The organism is Flectobacillus rivi (genome assembly GCF_030056655.1).
GTDB classification, from domain to species: Bacteria; Bacteroidota; Bacteroidia; order Cytophagales; family Spirosomataceae; genus Flectobacillus; species Flectobacillus rivi.
Genome location: NZ_JASHIE010000012.1, coordinates 62,073 through 80,600 on the forward strand (window position 1 = coordinate 62,073; position 18,528 = coordinate 80,600).

Genomic DNA, 18,528 nt, shown 5'->3' on the forward strand with positions numbered 1-18,528 from the left:
CAAAGAGGCAAAGTTATTTTACAACAATCTAACTACCAATAAATTAGCTATATTTTTTTGTTTTTCTGCCTCTGCTTTATTGAGAAAAATCACTCATTCACAACTCACCAAATCACTCAATAAATATGGAGAATATCCTAGTCATCAGTCGTCATCCCGAAATCTTGGGTGTAGTGGTGCGCTTGATTAATCAACAGCCCGATTGGAATGCCATCGGAACATGTGTTGATCAAGACGCTCTACAAATTTTTCAGAAAGAAAATATAGCCTTAGTGCTTTTAGGAAATGGCATTTTGCCAGAAGAGGAGGAAAAATTAAGAGCTGAATTATTGGCTATCAATCCCGCAGTTTTGATCATCCAACACTATGGAGGAGGAAGTGGTTTATTAGTTTGCGAAATTCGCCAAGCACTTGAACATCAAGTCGTAATTGGATAAACTATTCTAAGAATGAAATTTAAAATTTATCTCTTAGAATAGTTTATTTTACTGATTTTTACATAAAATGAAAATTGTAAGTTAAAGATGGTATCGGCGAACCAAAAATCGTTAATTGATACGCTTTTATCCCAGCTTCGGTGCGTAAATACACTGAATAGGCATTTTTGCGACCATATAAATTATACACGGTAAAAGTCCAACTTCCCTCCCATCGGCGCTTACGCATACTTGGATTTCGGATTGTCCATGAAAAATCCAAACGATGATAATCACTAATACGAGCATTATTGCGGTCTTGATAAAAAGGATAAGTTACTCCATCAAAAACCACAATTCCTGTAGGAACAGTAAACGGTCGACCAGTATTATACACCATCGTAAAGCCAAATTCATGATGCGCTCCTTGCCCAATAATCAAGCTGGCGTTGAAGCTATGCGGTCGGTCAAAATTATTTGGATACCATTTTCCACCATTTACCTGCTCTTCATATCGGTCACTTTGCTTGATTTGATTCAAACTTCTTGAATAAGTATATCCTAGCCAACCCGTCAAATCACCTTTCTTTTTACTTAACATTACCTCCAAACCATAAGCCATACCTTTACCTTGTAATACCTGTGTTTCGAGATTTGGTTTTAAGACAAAATCTGCCCCAGGTTTGTAATCAAGCACATTTTCGTTGCGACGATAATATCCTTCCATCGAAAATTCATAGATATTATCCTTAAAATTTTTAAAGTAACCCAAAGAAAACAAATGACTACTTTGCGGACGAATATAGTCGTTGCTGGTAGCCCAACGAGATGTTGGCAGAGGCGTTGTCGTATTTGAAACCACCTGTAAATACTGGCGAATAAAGTTGTAGCCAAACTTCAATGAAGATGAATTAGTTAAGGAATATTTTGCCGAAATACGTGGTTCAAGCCCGCCATAAGAAGCTATCACTTGTCCAGACCCATATTTTGTAGAATCGATTACAGTAAAATCTGAAAGTGGAACACCACTTTGGTAACGTCTTACAGTACCTGCTCCCATTGCCCAATATTGAGCATATCTTAAGCCCACAGAAACACTCAACTTAGCATTTACAGTCATTTCATCTTCTCCATAAATACCTGCCTCTATACTATTTTCATCTGGAATGGTAATAGGGTTAACACTTGTGGACGCATTTGGCACTAAATTCCCTGGACTGATTTTGTACCAAATAGACGAAATTCCTCCAGTCAACTTATGCTTTTCATTGGGATTATAATGCAATTCTGACTTGAGTTGTCGGTACAAAATTGCCGATGTAATATCCACGGTGTTACTAGAATTTAACTGCGGCAACATTGTCTTAGGCTGATAATTTGTATAAATAGCCGACGTCTGCCAATCGAGTTGACTACTAAACAAATGAAACCATTTCAACGAAGCATTCAAAGATTTGTAATCATACTGCGTCGATGTAGCACTGATATTATTGACAGTACCTAATAAATCTGTCTGGAAAAAATCTTTACTAAAATATCCTGAAAAGGTAAAAGTATTTTTCTGGTTAGGTTGAAAGAAAAACTTCGTGGCAATATCATAAAAGTTTGCTCGAATATTTTTAAGACGCTCAGAACCCAACTGAAATAAAAAGTCATTGAATGAACCTCTGGTGGATACCAACATACTCAGTTTGTTTTTAATCAAAGGAGTTTCGATACTCAAACGATTAGAAACCAAACTTATACCTCCGCTTAGCTTTGTCTGTGTAAGACTAGGGTTTTGTAGTGTCACATCCAATACCGACGCTGTTCTACCGCCAAATCTGGCAGGAATACCGCCTTTGTACAACTCTACACCGCTAACGGCATCGGGTGTAAAAACGGAGAATAGTCCAAACAGGTGGGTAGGGTTAAAAATGGGTGTATCGTCTAACAAAATCAAAGTTTGGTCTGTAGTACCTCCTCGGATATTTACTCCATTGGCGGCCTCCCCAACCGATGTCACGCCTGGCAACATTTGAATTCCTCTGAGTACGTCCACCTCTCCCATAATTGCAGGGATTTTTTTAATGGTTTTCATACTCATGGGCGTTACCCCCAAAAGTGTTCTATCTACGTTTTTGGTAGCACCTTGTGTCGATACAACTACTTCATCAAGTTCTTTAGCAATATTTAACAGACTAATGTCTAGTTTCAATTCAGCTTTTTTAAAAGTTATCCTTCTTCGAAAAGTTCTATATCCTACCATACTAATGGTTACCGTGTATTCGCCATAAGGCACCAAAGAAGAATAGCTCCCATCTGCTTGGGTATATACGCCTTGGTTATCAATTTTGACGGCAGCACTTTCTATAGGTTTTCGATCAAGAGAATCAATCACAATCCCTTTAAAGGTGGTGTACTGTTTTTTGTCACCATTTTGTGCCCAAGCTCCAAATGACAACAGTATAAATAGAAGTATATATTTCATTGTAAATCCGTTTGAAATCCCCGAAAATTATAATTGCCATCCTTTGGGTTGAAAGGGGGTCCGTGTAGCACTCGGAACACACTTTGCCGAAGGTGGACGTGTGGGAGGATTTGACGGTTCTTCACTAATGGTATGCCCCAATATCAAAGCCATCGGCCCTGTGGCATCTGTTCTATCAAGCCAATAACTCCGCTTCTGGATATTGGCAACGCCAAAATATCCCACTACTTTTTCGTCTGGGTTAGTAAGGTTTTGGATATTTCCGATAATAGCCGATGGAGGCGTATCAGCTAATCCTCCTGTTCCTTGCGAGAGTTGTCGAACTAGTTGATTAAACTTATAAACTTCCAACGACACACTTATTTGTTCAATGTCAACCAAACAACCATAGTCGTTATAATATGGGATTTGAGCTACCAACTTATCTTGAATCAGTTTACCCTGCGAAGCTCTATCATCTTGAACCATCACAATTGGGCTATGCAAGATTGCAAAACAGGACGACTCACAAGGATAGTCGAAATACATTCTGTTTTGTAGAGCTCTCGGAGCTGGACCACATTGTTGAGAACCATAATCTAAAACAGAGTTGTTACAAGTTTTACAAAAGGCTAGTTTTTCGTAATGAGTATATCTCCACAAGTAGAAATTAGTCACTTGTGGATCATCCTGAAAATCCACAAACAACTCACTAGCAGACAGATAACTTTTTCCATCTGTAGACAACTTGCTTTGTAAATTAAACTGTTTTTTTACCTTCAAAATAGGAGGTGTTGGTGTTATTTTTTCAGCTGTTGACTGGTATTTATCACCTGTCGAAAGCTCAAACTTCAAACGATATGCGTAGTTGGGATTAAATACGAAATTCTTAGGAGGAATCAGTCTTCCTGCTTGTGGAATCAGAAGGGGAATTTCTTGTTGAGTATCCTCTATCAGAATAGATGCTTTGGTTATATCTGCATCCAAGATTTGTGAATAATTATTTGAATAATTGGAAAAATAAACCTGAATGGTATCAGGTGCACTCTGACTGTCACTCAAAAAGCCTTCTACAACCAAATGTTTTCCATCTTTTTCAAAATCATATTCGTAAGGGTCTACGCAGGAACATAGCCCCACGGCGATAAGGACGACCCAAAAGTATAGTCGTAAGTAGTTTTTTTTCATAGAATAATAGTTTCTGAAGGTATTAAATTGGCTTGGGCATACCGAAAAATAGTATTGATCTATCTCTCAACGAGCCCGTTACACCGATATATTTCATTTTGCACTAAAGTGCAATCAATTGGATAGTTAGATACAAATGTACCCGAAAGGCTTATTTTATTTTTATTTTTTATTAAAAAATCACAAAAATCGTTTTTCAACGAGTTATCGACCAAGTTTTTCGACAAAGCCTCATTTGTGAGTCTTAAATAATTTCTATTTTTACTCAGAAAAAAATTAAGTGTTATTGGTCTTTCGATATTTAAGACAGCCTGACACGCAAGACGCAAAGCATTGCGTATCTACAAGCAGAAACAATTTTACTTTTGCTAAAATCATTCACTCAATTATCAACAGCACTCATCAACAATCCTATGAAAAAAATCTCATTACTACTTTTTTACCTTTTACCATTTGCCCTGTTTGCCCAAAAATTTAATAAAATCGAGATTGCTCGATGGGAAAAGCAAGCTCAACAAGTTCAAATCATTCGCGACAATTGGGGTATTCCGCATATTTATGGCAAAACTGATGCTGATGCGGTTTTTGGTTTGCTTTATGCGCAATGCGAGGACGATTTCAAGCGAGTTGAAATGAATTATATCGAAAAGCTAGGACGCCTTTCTGAAATAAAAGGAGAAAGCCAGCTTTATGAAGATTTACTTATCCGTATGGTTATTGACTCTTCGGAAGCAGTAGCTGATTATCAAAAGGCACCTCTTTGGCTTAAAACCCTACTCAATGCGCACGCCGATGCCATCAATTATTATCTTTACAAACACCCAGAAGTAAAACCTGCCTTGCTGACTCGCTTTCAACCTTGGTATTCGTTGCTATGGACTGATGGCAGTATTGGGGCTATTAATACCGCCGATGTTACGACTAACGATCTCAAAAGTTTGTACGAAGGAAAAGACGCTTTAGGCTATTTTTATCAAAAACCCGCAGAAGAAGAAATCCTGACAGGCTCGAATGGCTTTGCCTTTTCACCCAAAATCACCGAATCAGGTAAGGCTATATTGTATATCAATCCTCACGTAACTTTTTATTTCAGACCCGAAGTGCACGTAATTAGCGAGCAAGGACTCAATGCCTACGGGGCAGTTACGTGGGGACAGCTATTTGTCTATCAAGGTTTTAATGAAAAATGTGGCTGGATGCACACTTCTAGTTATACTGATATTGCAGATACTTATATTGAAAAAATCCAAAAGAAGGGTAACACCTGGGTATATCTATATGAAGGAAAAGAGCGACCTATTAAAATCAAAAAAGTAAAAATTGGCGTACTGAAAAATGGCAAAATTGAAGATAAAAACTTTGATGTCATGTACACACATCACGGTCCTGTAATGGCAAAGCGCAATGGACAATGGATTAGTGTGAAAGCCAATAACCGCTCGATGACAGGCTTGATTCAAAGTTGGCAACGTACCAAAGCCAATAGTTTTGCTGAGTATAAAAAAACGATGGATTTGTTGGCTAATACGTCAAACAACACCGTTTATGCCGATGCCGAGGGAAATATTGCTTATTGGCATGGCAACTATTTGCCAATTCGTGACAACAAATACGACTGGTCAAAACCAGTGGATGGCTCTATTGCAGCTACCGAATGGAAAGGATTACACCCAGTAAAAGAGTCGCTACATGTTTACAATCCAACTAATGGCTGGCTTCAAAACTGCAATGCAACACCTTATACCGTAGCAGGAAGTAATAGTCCCAAACGTGCCGATTATCCGAAATACATGGCACCCGATGGTGAAAATTTCAGAGGAATAAATGCAGTAAGAGTTTTGAGTAGCATTCCAAAGTACAATTTAGACAAAGTCATTGAAGCGGGTTATGATACCTACTTGGCGGCATTTGAAGTAGTTGTACCTGCCTTGATAAAAGCATACGAAAATGAAAGTCAAAATACCCGCTATTCGTCTCTAGCCGAACCTATTGAACAATTAAAGCTTTGGGATTTTCGTACTAGCAAAAGTTCCATTCCGACGGCATTGGCAATCGAATGGGCCACAAGACTACAGTCTGCTATAGCCCGAGTACAAGTCAAAGATGAGCTAAAAGCCGATCAAGTAGGTCGTACAGAACAATATGTAGCCACAGCATCTACCAAAGAACTCCTAGACCCAATGCTAGAAACCATCCAAGACCTTCGTAATCGTTTTGGAACTTGGCAAGTTGCATGGGGCGAAATCAACCGCTTCCAACGTATTTCGAACGATATTGAGCAAAAGTATGACGATAGCAAAGCGAGTATTCCTGTACCATTTGCCTCTTCGGCTTGGGGGATGCTTCCTTCATACACAGGACGATATTATGGCACAAAAAAACGATATGGTGTCAATGGCAATAGCTTTATCTGTGCCGTAGAATTTGGAGAAAAAGTAAAAGCTAAATCTTTATTGGCAGGCGGTCAAAGTGGTAACCCTAGCTCCATTCACTTCTTCGACCAAGCCGAAATGTATACCAACGGTCAATTCAAAGACGTTCTTTACTACAAAGAAGACGTCATGAAGTTTGCAGAAAGAATCTATAATCCAGGAAAATAAGGAATTGAGTGATTGGTGATTGAGTGATTTAGTGAGTGATAATCCCTTGCTAAGTAAGGCTATAACGATAATTTTATAATCACTCAATTGCCAACCACTCAATCACTCAATAAAAAAGCATCAACAAAATTTGTCGATGCTTTTTGAAATCCCTAATACTTATCTCTCTCTATGAAACTAGAATTGAATAGTAAGGTTTTACACTTCTATCCACTTTCTTAAATATGTGTAATAAATACAGGTACTTTCAGATTTTGTAAAAGCTCTTCTGAAGTACTTTTATGTAAAATTCTTGACAATACATTTCTACCATACGACCCCATCACTACGATTGATGTACGGTGTGTATTGATATAATTTGCCAGCATTTCGCCAGGATTACCGTGTGGTAATACTTCAAAATGGACGGTACTTACTTGTTTTTTCAGAAAATTCATAAACGCCTCCTCACGAGGAATTGTCATGGAACCTTCTTTTTCTGCCACAGATACTACTGTAAATTCTTTATAGCGCTTGGCAGGAAACAAGTATAAAAATTGTTTTATCGCAAAAACCGATGACGCTGAGCCATCATACGTCAAGGTAATATGATGAATCGGGTCTGGGTCTTCTGGTACTACGATAACAGGGCATTCGGCATCTTTCAAAAGCTCTTTTACAAACTGATTATTGGCTTTTTGCTTTTCTTCGGTAAACGAAACCTCTCCCCCTACAATAATCACATCCGCAAAACGACTTTCACGTACCAAATCATAATCAGGAATACCCATGTCTTTTACAACCTCATAATGTGGGTAAAACTCCTTGCAATACCACTCAAACTGCTGAATATTTTTGTTGAGTTCTACTTCTTCTTCCTCTGCCAATTTCAACAAGGGACTTGCATCAAAATAGGGTTGACCTTCCAACACGGTAGCCGAAGCACCGTAGCGATAGTACAAATCGTGTAGAAAAACGCCCGTAATAACCGAGCCACTATCTTTGGCCAACTGAATGGCATAATTTACTGCTCCTTTAGAGAAATGAAGACCATCAAACGCTACGATAACTTTTTTCATGACCAATGCTGTTTAGGTTGAATTTCTATGTCAAAACTACAAAGCATTGTTTTATTACTAAATGACGCTAATCACTTCATTATGAGATAGAAATTAGTCGCATTTCTGAGAAAAATCAGACATGAAAAGATTGGTGCGGGGCGGGTATATATACCTCCACAAATCCTTTTTTGATAAGTCTTCTTTTAAAATGTTCTTGCACTTCGGGCTCGCCATGTACGACAAAAAATTGTTTGACCAACTGTGGATCCTGACAAGCTAAAAACTGCGATAAATCTTCATAATCAGCATGCGCCGAAAGGCTTTTTATTTCGGCAATTTCAGCTTTTACTTGGTATTCTTCTCCAAAAATAATGACATTCGAGGGACGTAATTTGAGGCGTCCACCTAAGGAATTAGGCTCACAATAGCCTGCTAATAAAATGGTATTTCTAGAATTTTGAATAGAATTTGCAATATGGTGTTTTACTCGCCCTGCCTCTGCCATTCCTGATGCCGAAATGATAATACAAGGCTCTTTTTTCTGGTTTAAATCTTGTGAAGATTCTTTATCGGTTATATATCTTAAGGTCGAAAAGTCAAATGGATTTTCATCATGCTCCATATATTTCAACAGTTTTTTGTTAAAACACTCTGGATGATTGTAAGTGATTCGCGTCGCCTCAGTAGATAATGGACTATCAACATATACATTCAATGAAGGAATATTACCACTTTCTATCAAACGATTTAAGATATACACTAGCTCTTGGGTACGCCCAACACTAAAGGCAGGAATAATCAATTTACCTTCTCGCTCAAAACAAGTTCTCAGAATAACTTTGATAAATTCTTCTTCCGAAACTTGTGCATCATCATGCAAGGAATCTCCATACGTAGATTCACAAATAATAATATCTGCTTGTGGAAAAGGAGCTGGTGATTTCAAAATAGAATCGTTGTACCGACCTACATCGCCTGTAAATGTCAAATGCTTAATTTCCTCATCTTCTTTAATTTTGAGATTTACCACCGCTGCCCCAAGGATATGTCCTGCTTCGGTAAATTTGAGCTGAATATCCTCATCGATTTGATGCCATTCGTCTAGTTCTTTGGGCACAAATCGTATCAAACAACGCATGACATCCTGCGTTTCATACAATGGTTTTAAAGCTGATTTGTTAGCGTCTCGACGTTTTTTGTTGATAAACTTAGCATCTGTTTCTTGAATATGTGCTGAATCTAACAAGAGAATTTGAGCTAAATCTTTGGTGGGATAGGTGCAGTAGACTTTCCCTTTATAGCCTTCATTAACCAGCTTAGGAATCAGACCTGAGTGGTCGATATGAGCATGCGAAAGCACCATATAGTCAATTTCGGCAGGGTCAAATCCAAATTCTCTATTAAGCGAATCGGTTTCGTTACCTCTCCCTTGAAACATCCCACAATCCAATAAAAGTTTTTTGCCGTTTTTCAGCGTAATTAAATGCTTGCTACCTGTAACAGTCTGAGCAGCACCGTGAAATGATAGTTTCATAGCTTTAGATAAGTTTGTTTTTGGATGAAAACTCTATATGCTAAAGGTAGAACGAAACATCACACATTATTCTTAGCACCGTCAATAAAAAAGATGATATAAATCAAGTGGGGAGTAGGCTTTGGGGTGTAATTTGGGTGGTAAAGCCAAAAATAAAAGCGTTTTAAGTATGACAGAATCCAATATAATTTGGTTTTGTCGTACCTAAAACGCCTTGGTTCTATAATGTAAATAAAATTTATTTCACAACAGCTTTCACCGTATATCCTTCTTTTCTCAATAAATTAATCACTCCATTTTCGCCAGGCAAGTGCCCTGCTCCTACCGCAAAAAAAGTAGATTTTTCATGAATAACTTTTTTGATTCTTGGTACCCAATTTTTATTTCGGTCATTCAATAAGTTCTTTTCAAACTCCTCATCCATCGTTGAAGAGGCGGTCATATCTTTGAGTAAACCCTCTAGATTTTGAGATTTATAATCCTTAATCATTTGGCTAAAGGTATTTTTATCGGCATTCCAATTTTTTACCATTTTAACCAACATCATATCTGCTTGTTGCTCGTACCCCATTTTATCGATGGCAGACATTTGCTCCTCGACCGTCTCTAACCCCAACACCTCTTTCTTTTGAGCTTTCGCCATTTCTACAAAAGTCATTTCGTAGCTTTTGATAGGACAGTTAAGCATTTTCATCACCGTCATTGAACTCAACGCAAAAGGTTTTAACTTTTGTACCTTATCGACATTTATCCCAATAGAATCTTTAAAAAACTGTGATACCAACTGGTAATCTCCCTCCTTCATCAGCGATTTGAGCGTTGTCCCTTCAGGCATAAACATCATTTTTTGCATATCCATCATCATCGAAGGCTCGTCCATATCCAACTCCAAATACACTTGTGATGCTTTTGTTACACTTTGTTCAATACTCTGATTCATGACAAAATCCTTTGGGCAAATAGCGTGTATCGTTCCAAAAAGATAGGAAGGCTTAGAAAGTCCATTTCCAGAAATTTCCCATAACAAAGAATGCTGTTTTTCTTGTGCGTACAAACGTGGAAGCAACAATGCACTAAAACATAAAACGATGAGAAAACATTTAGCTAAATAAGTCATGTTGAGTTATGAATTTTGAGTGAAGAGTTTTGAGATTCTACTTTCTTTTATCATTACCTTAGTTTTTCTTCACATTATTCAGAGAAGTATAGTAGAAGAAAAAGGCAACAAAAAAACCAATTGGTAATCCAAGCCAAAAACTTTTAATAATCCATCCTAATACGATTCCAAAAAGTAAACCCACCAATAAATAAACCGTGGCCTTTGCTTCTGGGTCGTATTTGAACTCCATAAAGAGATGCTGACGTAATTCTTGGTAATTACTCAAAAACTCCTCTGAAGGTTCTGGATTTTTGGTTGAAATAGCATCAATTGTTTTTTTCAAAAGTCTCAAAGCAGTTTGTTGCTGAGCACTGTTTTTCAAAGACTTATTAAGTTTATTGATAACTTTGTAGAGTTCTATCACCTTATATTTTTTTTTCTGCTCAGTCGAAAAGGCTTCTACTTTTTGTGCTAATAAATTTTTGAGAATATCTGTTTGCATAATTCATGTTCTATTTAAACCACAAAACTAAAACTATTCATTCAATTCTTGCAAAATGCTTTCTAATCGTGTGAGGTGCTGACCATAAAGACGATTGATATACCAACGCATCAACCACCACATTAAGGGAGCCATGCCAACAGCTATCATCGCAGAAGTTTTTAGACCAGCTTCCAAAGGACTAAAAATGAGATATGCTCCTAAAAAATTGGCAAATGGTATCAACAAAATATTCAGCCATGTATAGGCTTTGATATAAAGCTTAAACTGTTTAATCAGTTGTGTCAAAGATTCTTTTAACGAAATATCAGCCATTGAAATAGACTTTAAGCGAAACAAACCCCACAGGTAAAATCCTAAACTTGCTATCATAAAAATACCCATCGTCAACCCTCCTATTCTCCAATGTTCTTCAGCATAAAACAATGTATAATAAAACCATGCGATTACCACGAAAATAGAAACCACCAGTTCATACCAGATATTTCGAACTAAACGTTCAATGATATTTTGAGAGCTTTGCTTGGTTAGCCGCAATAAAGCCTCAGCATCCATTGAAGGCTGAGATTCTTCACCTACATTTTGCCAAATATGTTTTAAATCATCTAGTTCCATGTTGGATATTGTAATTTAAAATGGAGTGATTTAACGGAATAAATTACTATTTTCGACCTATTTCAGTTCTCAATTTCTCTCTGATCCGAGTCATTTTTACTCTAACATTATTGGCAGTTATCCCCATAATATCAGCAATTTCTTCATTTTCTTTTTCTTCAAAATATAACATCAACAAGGCTTTTTCTACTGAAGAAAGGTGTTCCATTGCTTTGTATAATAGTTGTAATTTTTCCTCTTGTGCTGAATCAGGTATCCAATCAGGAATATCATGATGAAGTTCGTCAAGTGATTGAGAAACAGGTTTTCGTTTAATTTTTCGTAAGTCTGAAATCGCCACATTGAGTGCTATCTGATATACCCAAGTAGAAACTTTGGATTCATGTCTAAACTTTGGAAATGCCTTCCATAACTGTATCACAATTTCTTGAAAAAGGTCTTTTCGATCATCAAGGTCACGGCAATACATCCCACAAATTTTGTGGATGATTGCTTGATGAGCCTGTAATGCCGTAACAAATTGTTTTTCAATGGACACGTATGAGTGCTGAGTTTTGAGTTTTGAGTGATGAGTTGTCCTTTGTCCTTGCCTAAAATAGGTTGCCCTTAAACTCATTTTAAGGAATTTATGACATTTGTCGTCATAACTATGGAAGAATTACAGGAATGGTCTATTTTTTTGTAAAAAATATAAAAAAAATACCCCCGAAAGACACAAATTCCTTCGAGGGTACATTCTCTACTTATCTTAATTACTAACTAAAACACTCAATCAACAAAATACGAGTAGTTTTATCCGTTACCTTAAAACGGTCATCTACACGCTGGTTGACCACCCACATGGTTGAGCCATTGGAGGTAAGCAAATAGGTTTCTTTTTTCAGATTCAAAGGCACTTTTTGGTCTGTCAAGAAATCACTTATCAATTTTTTCTTATTCATTCCCAGTGGACAGAACCAATCTCCTTCTTTGTATTTACGAAGTTGTAGCGGGAAACGTACTTTGTCAGCATCCAAGCATGCGTACTTTTTCGCAGTAGGTACTTTATAATCTTCTGGGCGATCAAAAATCTCAAAATCTAATTGGAAACTATCTGTTCTAACCTTAGTATCATTTGCTTCAATGACACGACTTTCGAAGCTAGTCAAGTTTTTGAGCGTAATAACCAATTCGGTTCTATCCTTCACCAACTCATGCGTAGGCGATAAGAAAGTGCGACCAGGTTCTTTGTCAAAACTAGCAAAAATCTCTTGACACTGCTGATAAGTAAAGTTGAAAGGCTTTAGCAACTCCGTCAGTTTCACTATCGGTTGCGAAAGCGTCTGAATCGCTTTATAATTCACAAAAAACACCTTGCCATCACTCCAAACAATTTGCTTACGAAGCATTTCGATTTCTTGATAGAAAATCTCCTCCACTGCCGCAATACGCTCTACCGTCTGTTGAATAGTCTGCTCCAAATTTGGATTGATTTGCTTCAATAAAGGCACTACTTCATTACGAATCAAATTACGTTGGTACTTATTAGACTCATTTGAAGAGTCTTCACGCCAAATAATTTGATTTTCAACTACATAGTCAAATATCTGTTCCTTTTCGGCAAACCAAATTGGACGAATGATTACGCCATTTTTGATTTGGATACCGTGCATTCCTGCAATACCTGTCCCTTTTGTTAGATTCAAAAGTACCGTCTCTAGCACGTCATTCTGATGATGCGCCGTTGCGATATAGTCAAACTGATGCTGCACACGTAATTTTTCAAACCACTGGTATCTCAAAATTCTTGCAGCCATTTGGATTGAAACCTTCTCATTTTCAGCAAATTCTGCTGTTTGAAAAGTAGTTACAAAGAACGGAACTTTGTATTTTATAGAAAGCTTTTTTACAAAAGTCTCATCTTCGTTTGATTCTTCTCCACGAAGTCCGAAATTACAGTGTGCAATGGCAAAGTCTATTTTGGCTTTGCTAAATAAATCACACATTACTACTGAGTCCATTCCACCACTTACAGCCAAGAGGACTTTATCGGAAGAATTAATCAGATTTTTGTTGTTAATAAACGTTAAAAACTCGTCAAGCATGGTTTTATTGGCTAATTTTGTAGCTCTAATATGATGCGACAAAGTTACTCTAAAATACAGCAAATCGGGACATTTATCGGCTCGATTCCTTCTTTTGAGACAAAGAAATCTTTTTTTGCCTCAAAACCGTATATCCTTTTGTTCATGATTTTCAGTCTTTTGGGCTTTCAATCAACTTCTTTTGGACAAAGTCAGGTAGAAATTATCAAGGCAGATAGCTTGGTGGGACAAAATACCCCTTTCATGCAAATTCGTAAGCTTTTGGGCAATGTAGCCCTACGTCAAGGTACCACTTTGGTGTACTGTACACAAGCTATTTTAAATGAAACAACCAATGTTTTAGAAGCTTACGGAAAAGTAAAAATCATTCAAGCTGATACGGTAACAATCACAGGCGATACAGCCTACTACTTTGGTAACGACCGATTGGCAAAAATGAACGGACGTGTCAAACTCGATGATGGCACTATAATTCTGACAACCAAACAGATGGATTACAACCTCAATTCGCACGTGGCATACTACAATACCAACGGGAAAATTGTGGATAAAAAAAGTACTCTGACCAGTCGTGAAGGTTATTACAATACAGTTACCAAACTTTTTGATTTCAAGCATAATGTTAAAGTGGTAGACAAAGACGGTTCACTTACTGCCGATTCGTTACGATATAGCACACTATCGAAGGAAGCATTTTTTATTGCACCCACGACAATTGTGAATAAAAAAGATACCACTTATGCCAATCCAGGGAGTCAGTATAATACCATTACAAAAATTGCCAATCTGAAAGGACGTTCTACGGTCAAGACGGATGACTATGTCATGACTGCCGATACGATGATTTATGACCCTCCTACCGAGATTGGGATTGCCAATGGAAATATCGTTTTTGTTTCGAAAAAAGATAAAGCAATTCTTACAGGAGAGCATGGGCGATACGCCAAGAAAATAGGAGTTACCAGAGTTTTTGGGAGAGCTTTACTGAAAAATGTATTTGAAAATGATACCCTTTTTCTGACAGCCGATACCTTGGTCTCATTGGACAATAAGGAAACCAAAACTCGTAAGCTTTATGCGTACAAAAAGGTACAGGTGTATAAGTCTGACCTTTCGGCCAAATGTGACTCGCTAAGTTATAACGTATCTGATTCAACGATTTATTTTTATCAGAAACCCATTCTTTGGAATAATAAAAACCAATCAGAAGCTGATTCTATCAACATTTTGTTGAAAAATAACAAAGTGCATGTCATGAATATGAAAGGTAAATCTTTCGTAGTTTCGGTAGATACCCTTAATAATTACAACCAAGTAAAGGGTCGTAAAATTGTAGCCAACTTTACCAAAGATTCGAAGGTAGAAAAGGTAAGCGTCGATGGAAATGGAGAGAGTATTTATTTTGCCATAGATGATAAAAATAAGCTTACTGGGATGAATCGTGTTCAGTGTAGTAAAATGAATATGTATTTTGGAAAAAGTAAAATCTCTAAAATTGCATTTTTAGCCAAACCCGATGGCAAATTCATGCCTCCCAAAGAAATTAAAGAAGATGATAAAGAATTGGATGGTTTTAGGTGGAAAATTGCAGATAAGCCTAGTAAAGAAAGTATTTTGAAAAAAGTAGCTTATATCGCACCTGTCGAGACTAAACCTGCACCAAAAGATTCTGTCTCACAGAAGAAAAGCCCCGTTAAAACGCCTGCAAAGCCGTTAGCTAAAAAAAATATTAAAAAATAGTTAGTGATAGTATAATTGAAATATTTTACTATATTTTTGTGTAATAGTACTTGTACGAATTTATTGTGTAAATCGTAAAAAAAATTTTACTTTAGGAGCAACCTTTTCATACATTTATCAGTCTATAGTATAAAGTTTGTATGATTATTGCTTGAAAATAGGAAAACACCAAGCATTATTAAATTTATCGTTACAAACTTCCTTATTTTTTGTTTTAAAATTTATTAATATCAATTAGATGAAATGAAACTTCTACAAAAATACATATTGGGTAGTTTATTAATGCTGACAGCAGTGATGTCGAGCATTGAAGCTAGCGCCCAAACTGAAAATAAATATAAAAGCCGTTTGGATATGAAGCCTAAGCAGAAAACTAGCACTTCAGCATCCACGGTTTCATCTTTGAGAAAATCTACTTTTTCTTACTTTCAACCCTATTCGAATACACTTGATCGTGGTATTCATGTACAACGCTCTACTGCTATTAATCAGTATTTTTCTAACTCGTTATTGTCGCAACAATCAGCTAAGACTGTAGCAAAAAATGAGGTTACGAATAACAATGCTGTAGCCGAAACAGCTCGTACAGAGGAAGCATTGAACGCAGAAGAACATTTGTTCTCTAATGACAAACTTTGGGTATCTAATATTTTCCCAAATCCAGCAGACGACCACGCAGATATCAATTTCAATATCTCTTCGCAAGTAAGTGAAGCAAAAATTACTTTCTATAATATTTTGGGAAGTGAAGTAAAAGAAGAGATTTTGGAAAAAGATCAACGTAAGTCTAGAATATCGACAAAAGACTGGCCAAATGGCATTTATTTATATCAATTGACAGCAGATGGACGCTCATTAGTAACCAAAAAATTGTTAGTGAGACACCAATAAAATATTGTAGTGTTAAAAGGTTTAAAAGAGGCTATCTTTTCGGGTAGTCTCTTTTTTTGTGCTTTCGCAAACATCTCTTATTTAAGCAAGCTTTGATGAATCTGCAAAATCTGAGGAATTACTGGAGTTTGGTCGTCATTTTGGATAAGCCAATCCGAAAATTTGATTCGCTCAGTATCTGAAAGTTGTCTTTCGATAATTGCTCTTATTTCTTCTTCTGAGCGATTATCTCTCAATTTGACACGTTGTACTCTTAAATCAATCGGAGCAATTACACTAATAATTTTATCACATAGATTACCATCGCCTGCCCCTTTTAATAGGGCTGCCTCATACAACACATAAGGAGCCTCTTGATGTTGTATTACCCAGTCTTGCGCATCTTTGCGCACTGCAGGGTGCACAAGGGCATTGAGCTGTTGTAATAATGCTGGTTGTCCAAAAACTTGCGAAGCTACCCAAGCACGATTATAGCTTCCATCAGCCAAATAAGCCTCAGTACCCAACAACGCAATAATATCATTTTTGAGCTCTTGATTTTGGATAATAATCCATTTTGCTCTCGAGTCGGCTTCGTAGATGGGTACGCCCAATAGCGAAAATACTTTGGCAACAGTACTTTTTCCTGAGCCAATACCTCCTGTAATACCTACAACAACGGGTTTTGTTTTCATGTGATAAAAAGACAAAAAAATAGCCGATAGACAACTATCGGCTACTAATTTATGAATTACTTCAATAATTCTGCAACTTCAAAACTCACCGAAACACGTTCTTTATTGGCTTTGAGATAAGAATTTTTAGGAAGTGGAATTCTTATTTCATCGTCATAATTATCTTGAATTCGGCGACCTGGTACTTTGACACTAAGCGTCTCTCCTAGTTCGTTTAAGGTACTTTCTGGACCTTCCACTTCAATTGTACTAGGATTAAGATTAATCACGCTAGAAACAATGTAGCGATCCTGCAAAGGAATATTCAAACTATCAACACGCAACCTAATGGTGCGTTTTACTTTTTTGTCAAACTCCAATTCAAAGCGGTCGGTTACAACATAATTTACACGAACATCTTTGATATAATCTGAAAGAGAGTCGGCTAACGAACCTGTATTTAAAAACTTTGTTTTTAAAGGCTTATTAATCGAGTAATATACGGGTGCTACATCCAAAGCCAAGGCTTTTCGTAGCAAACTCCATCCGTTACCTGTTACATGTACTGTAATTTTTTCGGGTAATGGCTGAGTCGGGATATACAGAGAATCGTTGTACGTAAAACGAAGTGGAAACGAAATCTTTTGGGAATAACCGTCTTTATTCAATGCGTTCATTATCCAAAAAACTGTTGCAGCCAAAATGCTTAAAAAAAACGCACGATAGTCTGTTTTAGAAGTATTTGGTTTCATCGAAAATTAAATTTCAGTCAGAAAAGAGAAATGTAAATCTTCACACCCACTCTATTTCCTTAGATGAAGTGCTCTCAACTACTTATTCAGCAGTTAATTGAGAAGAAGCATCTTTAGAAATGGCTGTCTTTAGAAATACAATACGTACACCTTTGCTAGCATCAACCTCAACAACAACTGTTTTTTCACGAACCGAAACGATTGTTCCGTGAGCACCACCAATTGTAACTACTTTGTCACCAGCTTTAAGTGCATCAACATAAGATTGTTGTTCTTTTTGTTTCTTTTGTTGAGGACGAATCATGAAAAAATACATGATCACGAACATACCAACAATCAAAAACAATGATGACATATTACTACCTGCTACTTGTAAAAGAATTGAATTTAACATAAAATTTTTACCAATTTGAAGATTTGACATTTGAAAATATTCCCAAATATGGGAATTATTGGGATTCTTTTGTGTTCAGAAATTCTTATTTTCTTTTAAACACTTCTACTTTAAAGCTAAATGTATTTTCGGAAGGCACCGTGTTGGCATACGCCGTGATGGTTTTATTCTGTTTACCTTCTTTATTTTTACTGTTAAACTTCACCGTAATAAAGCCTTGTTCACCCGGAGCTACTGGCTGTGTTGAATAAGAAGGTGTAGTACAACCACAAGATGTACTAACATTACTAATTACCAACGGCATGTTACCAGTATTTTTGAATTTGTAGGTATGAACGACAGAATCGCCTTCGGTAAGTGTGCCTAGATCGACAAATGGAGTGTCAATTTGCATCACAGGGAAGCTGTCGGCTGTAGGGCGAAGACCCGCCAATGAATCGGCTAAAGCTTCGCTAGGTGATTTTTGTTTGTTTTGGCAAGCTGCCAATGCTACAAGTGCTGTAGCAACGATAAGAATTTTTTTCATGATGATAAAGGCAAAAAGAAGAACAGACGATTGGGGTGTGTATTG

Annotated in this window: 17 protein-coding genes; 4 read left to right on the top strand and 13 right to left on the bottom strand. The window is 37.0% G+C overall.

From position 1 onward, the window contains the following. The first annotated feature begins 125 nt into the window (after positions 1-125). Complete coding sequence (locus QM481_RS17215; RefSeq protein ID WP_283382631.1) at positions 126-437, top strand: response regulator; 312 nt, start codon at positions 126-128, stop codon at positions 435-437. 58 nt (positions 438-495) lie between these two features. On the opposite strand, the gene QM481_RS17220 is transcribed toward QM481_RS17215, so the two are convergent. Together QM481_RS17220 and QM481_RS17225 are read right to left on the bottom strand one after the other, a co-directional pair. Beyond that, positions 496-2,886 carry a TonB-dependent receptor gene (locus tag QM481_RS17220; protein WP_283382632.1) on the bottom strand — a complete coding sequence of 797 codons (2,391 nt, stop codon included), beginning with the start codon at positions 2,884-2,886 and terminating at the stop codon, positions 496-498. A 27-nt stretch (positions 2,887-2,913) separates the two neighbouring features. After that, positions 2,914-4,053, bottom strand: coding sequence for a DUF4249 domain-containing protein (locus tag QM481_RS17225; RefSeq protein WP_283382633.1), 1,140 nt, complete (start codon positions 4,051-4,053; stop codon positions 2,914-2,916). 413 nt (positions 4,054-4,466) lie between these two features. Between QM481_RS17225 and QM481_RS17230 the strand changes: the two genes are divergently transcribed. Further along, complete coding sequence (locus QM481_RS17230; RefSeq protein WP_283382634.1) at positions 4,467-6,653, top strand: penicillin acylase family protein; 2,187 nt, start codon at positions 4,467-4,469, stop codon at positions 6,651-6,653. A 218-nt stretch (positions 6,654-6,871) separates the two neighbouring features. On the opposite strand, the gene QM481_RS17235 is transcribed toward QM481_RS17230, so the two are convergent. The 7 genes from QM481_RS17235 to tilS all read right to left on the bottom strand — a co-directional run bounded on the left by QM481_RS17235 (position 6,872) and on the right by tilS (position 13,527). Beyond that, a complete protein-coding gene (locus QM481_RS17235) occupies positions 6,872-7,711 on the bottom strand; it encodes a universal stress protein (RefSeq protein WP_166550710.1) in 840 nt (279 codons plus the stop codon). Positions 7,712-7,826: 115 nt separating this feature from the next. Continuing rightward, positions 7,827-9,227 (bottom strand): MBL fold metallo-hydrolase RNA specificity domain-containing protein, encoded by a 1,401-nt coding sequence (locus QM481_RS17240; protein ID WP_283382635.1) that lies wholly within the window; start codon positions 9,225-9,227, stop codon positions 7,827-7,829. Between the two features lie 238 nt (positions 9,228-9,465). Next, positions 9,466-10,344, bottom strand: a complete 879-nt coding sequence (locus QM481_RS17245; protein ID WP_283382636.1) for a TraB/GumN family protein — start codon at positions 10,342-10,344, stop codon at positions 9,466-9,468. Positions 10,345-10,402: 58 nt separating this feature from the next. Continuing rightward, positions 10,403-10,828, bottom strand: coding sequence for a hypothetical protein (locus QM481_RS17250; protein WP_283382637.1), 426 nt, complete (start codon positions 10,826-10,828; stop codon positions 10,403-10,405). 33 nt (positions 10,829-10,861) lie between these two features. Continuing rightward, complete coding sequence (locus QM481_RS17255) at positions 10,862-11,443, bottom strand: hypothetical protein (RefSeq protein WP_283382638.1); 582 nt, start codon at positions 11,441-11,443, stop codon at positions 10,862-10,864. 46 nt (positions 11,444-11,489) lie between these two features. Next, positions 11,490-11,981, bottom strand: a complete 492-nt coding sequence (locus tag QM481_RS17260) for an RNA polymerase sigma factor (protein WP_283382639.1) — start codon at positions 11,979-11,981, stop codon at positions 11,490-11,492. Positions 11,982-12,198: 217 nt separating this feature from the next. Continuing rightward, positions 12,199-13,527, bottom strand: a complete 1,329-nt coding sequence (gene tilS, locus QM481_RS17265; protein ID WP_283382640.1) for a tRNA lysidine(34) synthetase TilS — start codon at positions 13,525-13,527, stop codon at positions 12,199-12,201. Between the two features lie 30 nt (positions 13,528-13,557). Between tilS and QM481_RS17270 the strand changes: the two genes are divergently transcribed. Together QM481_RS17270 and QM481_RS17275 are read left to right on the top strand one after the other, a co-directional pair. Beyond that, positions 13,558-15,267 carry an OstA-like protein gene (locus QM481_RS17270; protein WP_283382641.1) on the top strand — a complete coding sequence of 570 codons (1,710 nt, stop codon included), beginning with the start codon at positions 13,558-13,560 and terminating at the stop codon, positions 15,265-15,267. A gap of 243 nt (positions 15,268-15,510) precedes the next feature. Continuing rightward, positions 15,511-16,158: a T9SS type A sorting domain-containing protein gene (locus tag QM481_RS17275; RefSeq protein ID WP_283382642.1), complete on the top strand. Its 648-nt coding sequence runs from the start codon at positions 15,511-15,513 to the stop codon at positions 16,156-16,158. Positions 16,159-16,235: 77 nt separating this feature from the next. Here the strand turns inward: QM481_RS17275 and coaE are convergent, their stop codons facing one another. From coaE to QM481_RS17295, 4 genes are all read right to left on the bottom strand, one after another. After that, complete coding sequence (coaE, locus tag QM481_RS17280; protein ID WP_283382643.1) at positions 16,236-16,832, bottom strand: dephospho-CoA kinase; 597 nt, start codon at positions 16,830-16,832, stop codon at positions 16,236-16,238. Between the two features lie 56 nt (positions 16,833-16,888). Continuing rightward, complete coding sequence (locus QM481_RS17285) at positions 16,889-17,563, bottom strand: YbbR-like domain-containing protein (RefSeq protein ID WP_166550700.1); 675 nt, start codon at positions 17,561-17,563, stop codon at positions 16,889-16,891. Between the two features lie 82 nt (positions 17,564-17,645). Then, positions 17,646-17,957, bottom strand: a complete 312-nt coding sequence (gene yajC / locus QM481_RS17290) for a preprotein translocase subunit YajC (RefSeq protein ID WP_240915583.1) — start codon at positions 17,955-17,957, stop codon at positions 17,646-17,648. Positions 17,958-18,042: 85 nt separating this feature from the next. Continuing rightward, entirely contained in the window at positions 18,043-18,483 is a 441-nt protein-coding gene (locus QM481_RS17295) for a DUF1573 domain-containing protein (RefSeq protein ID WP_166550699.1), read from the bottom strand. Between the last annotated feature and the right edge of the window lie 45 nt (positions 18,484-18,528).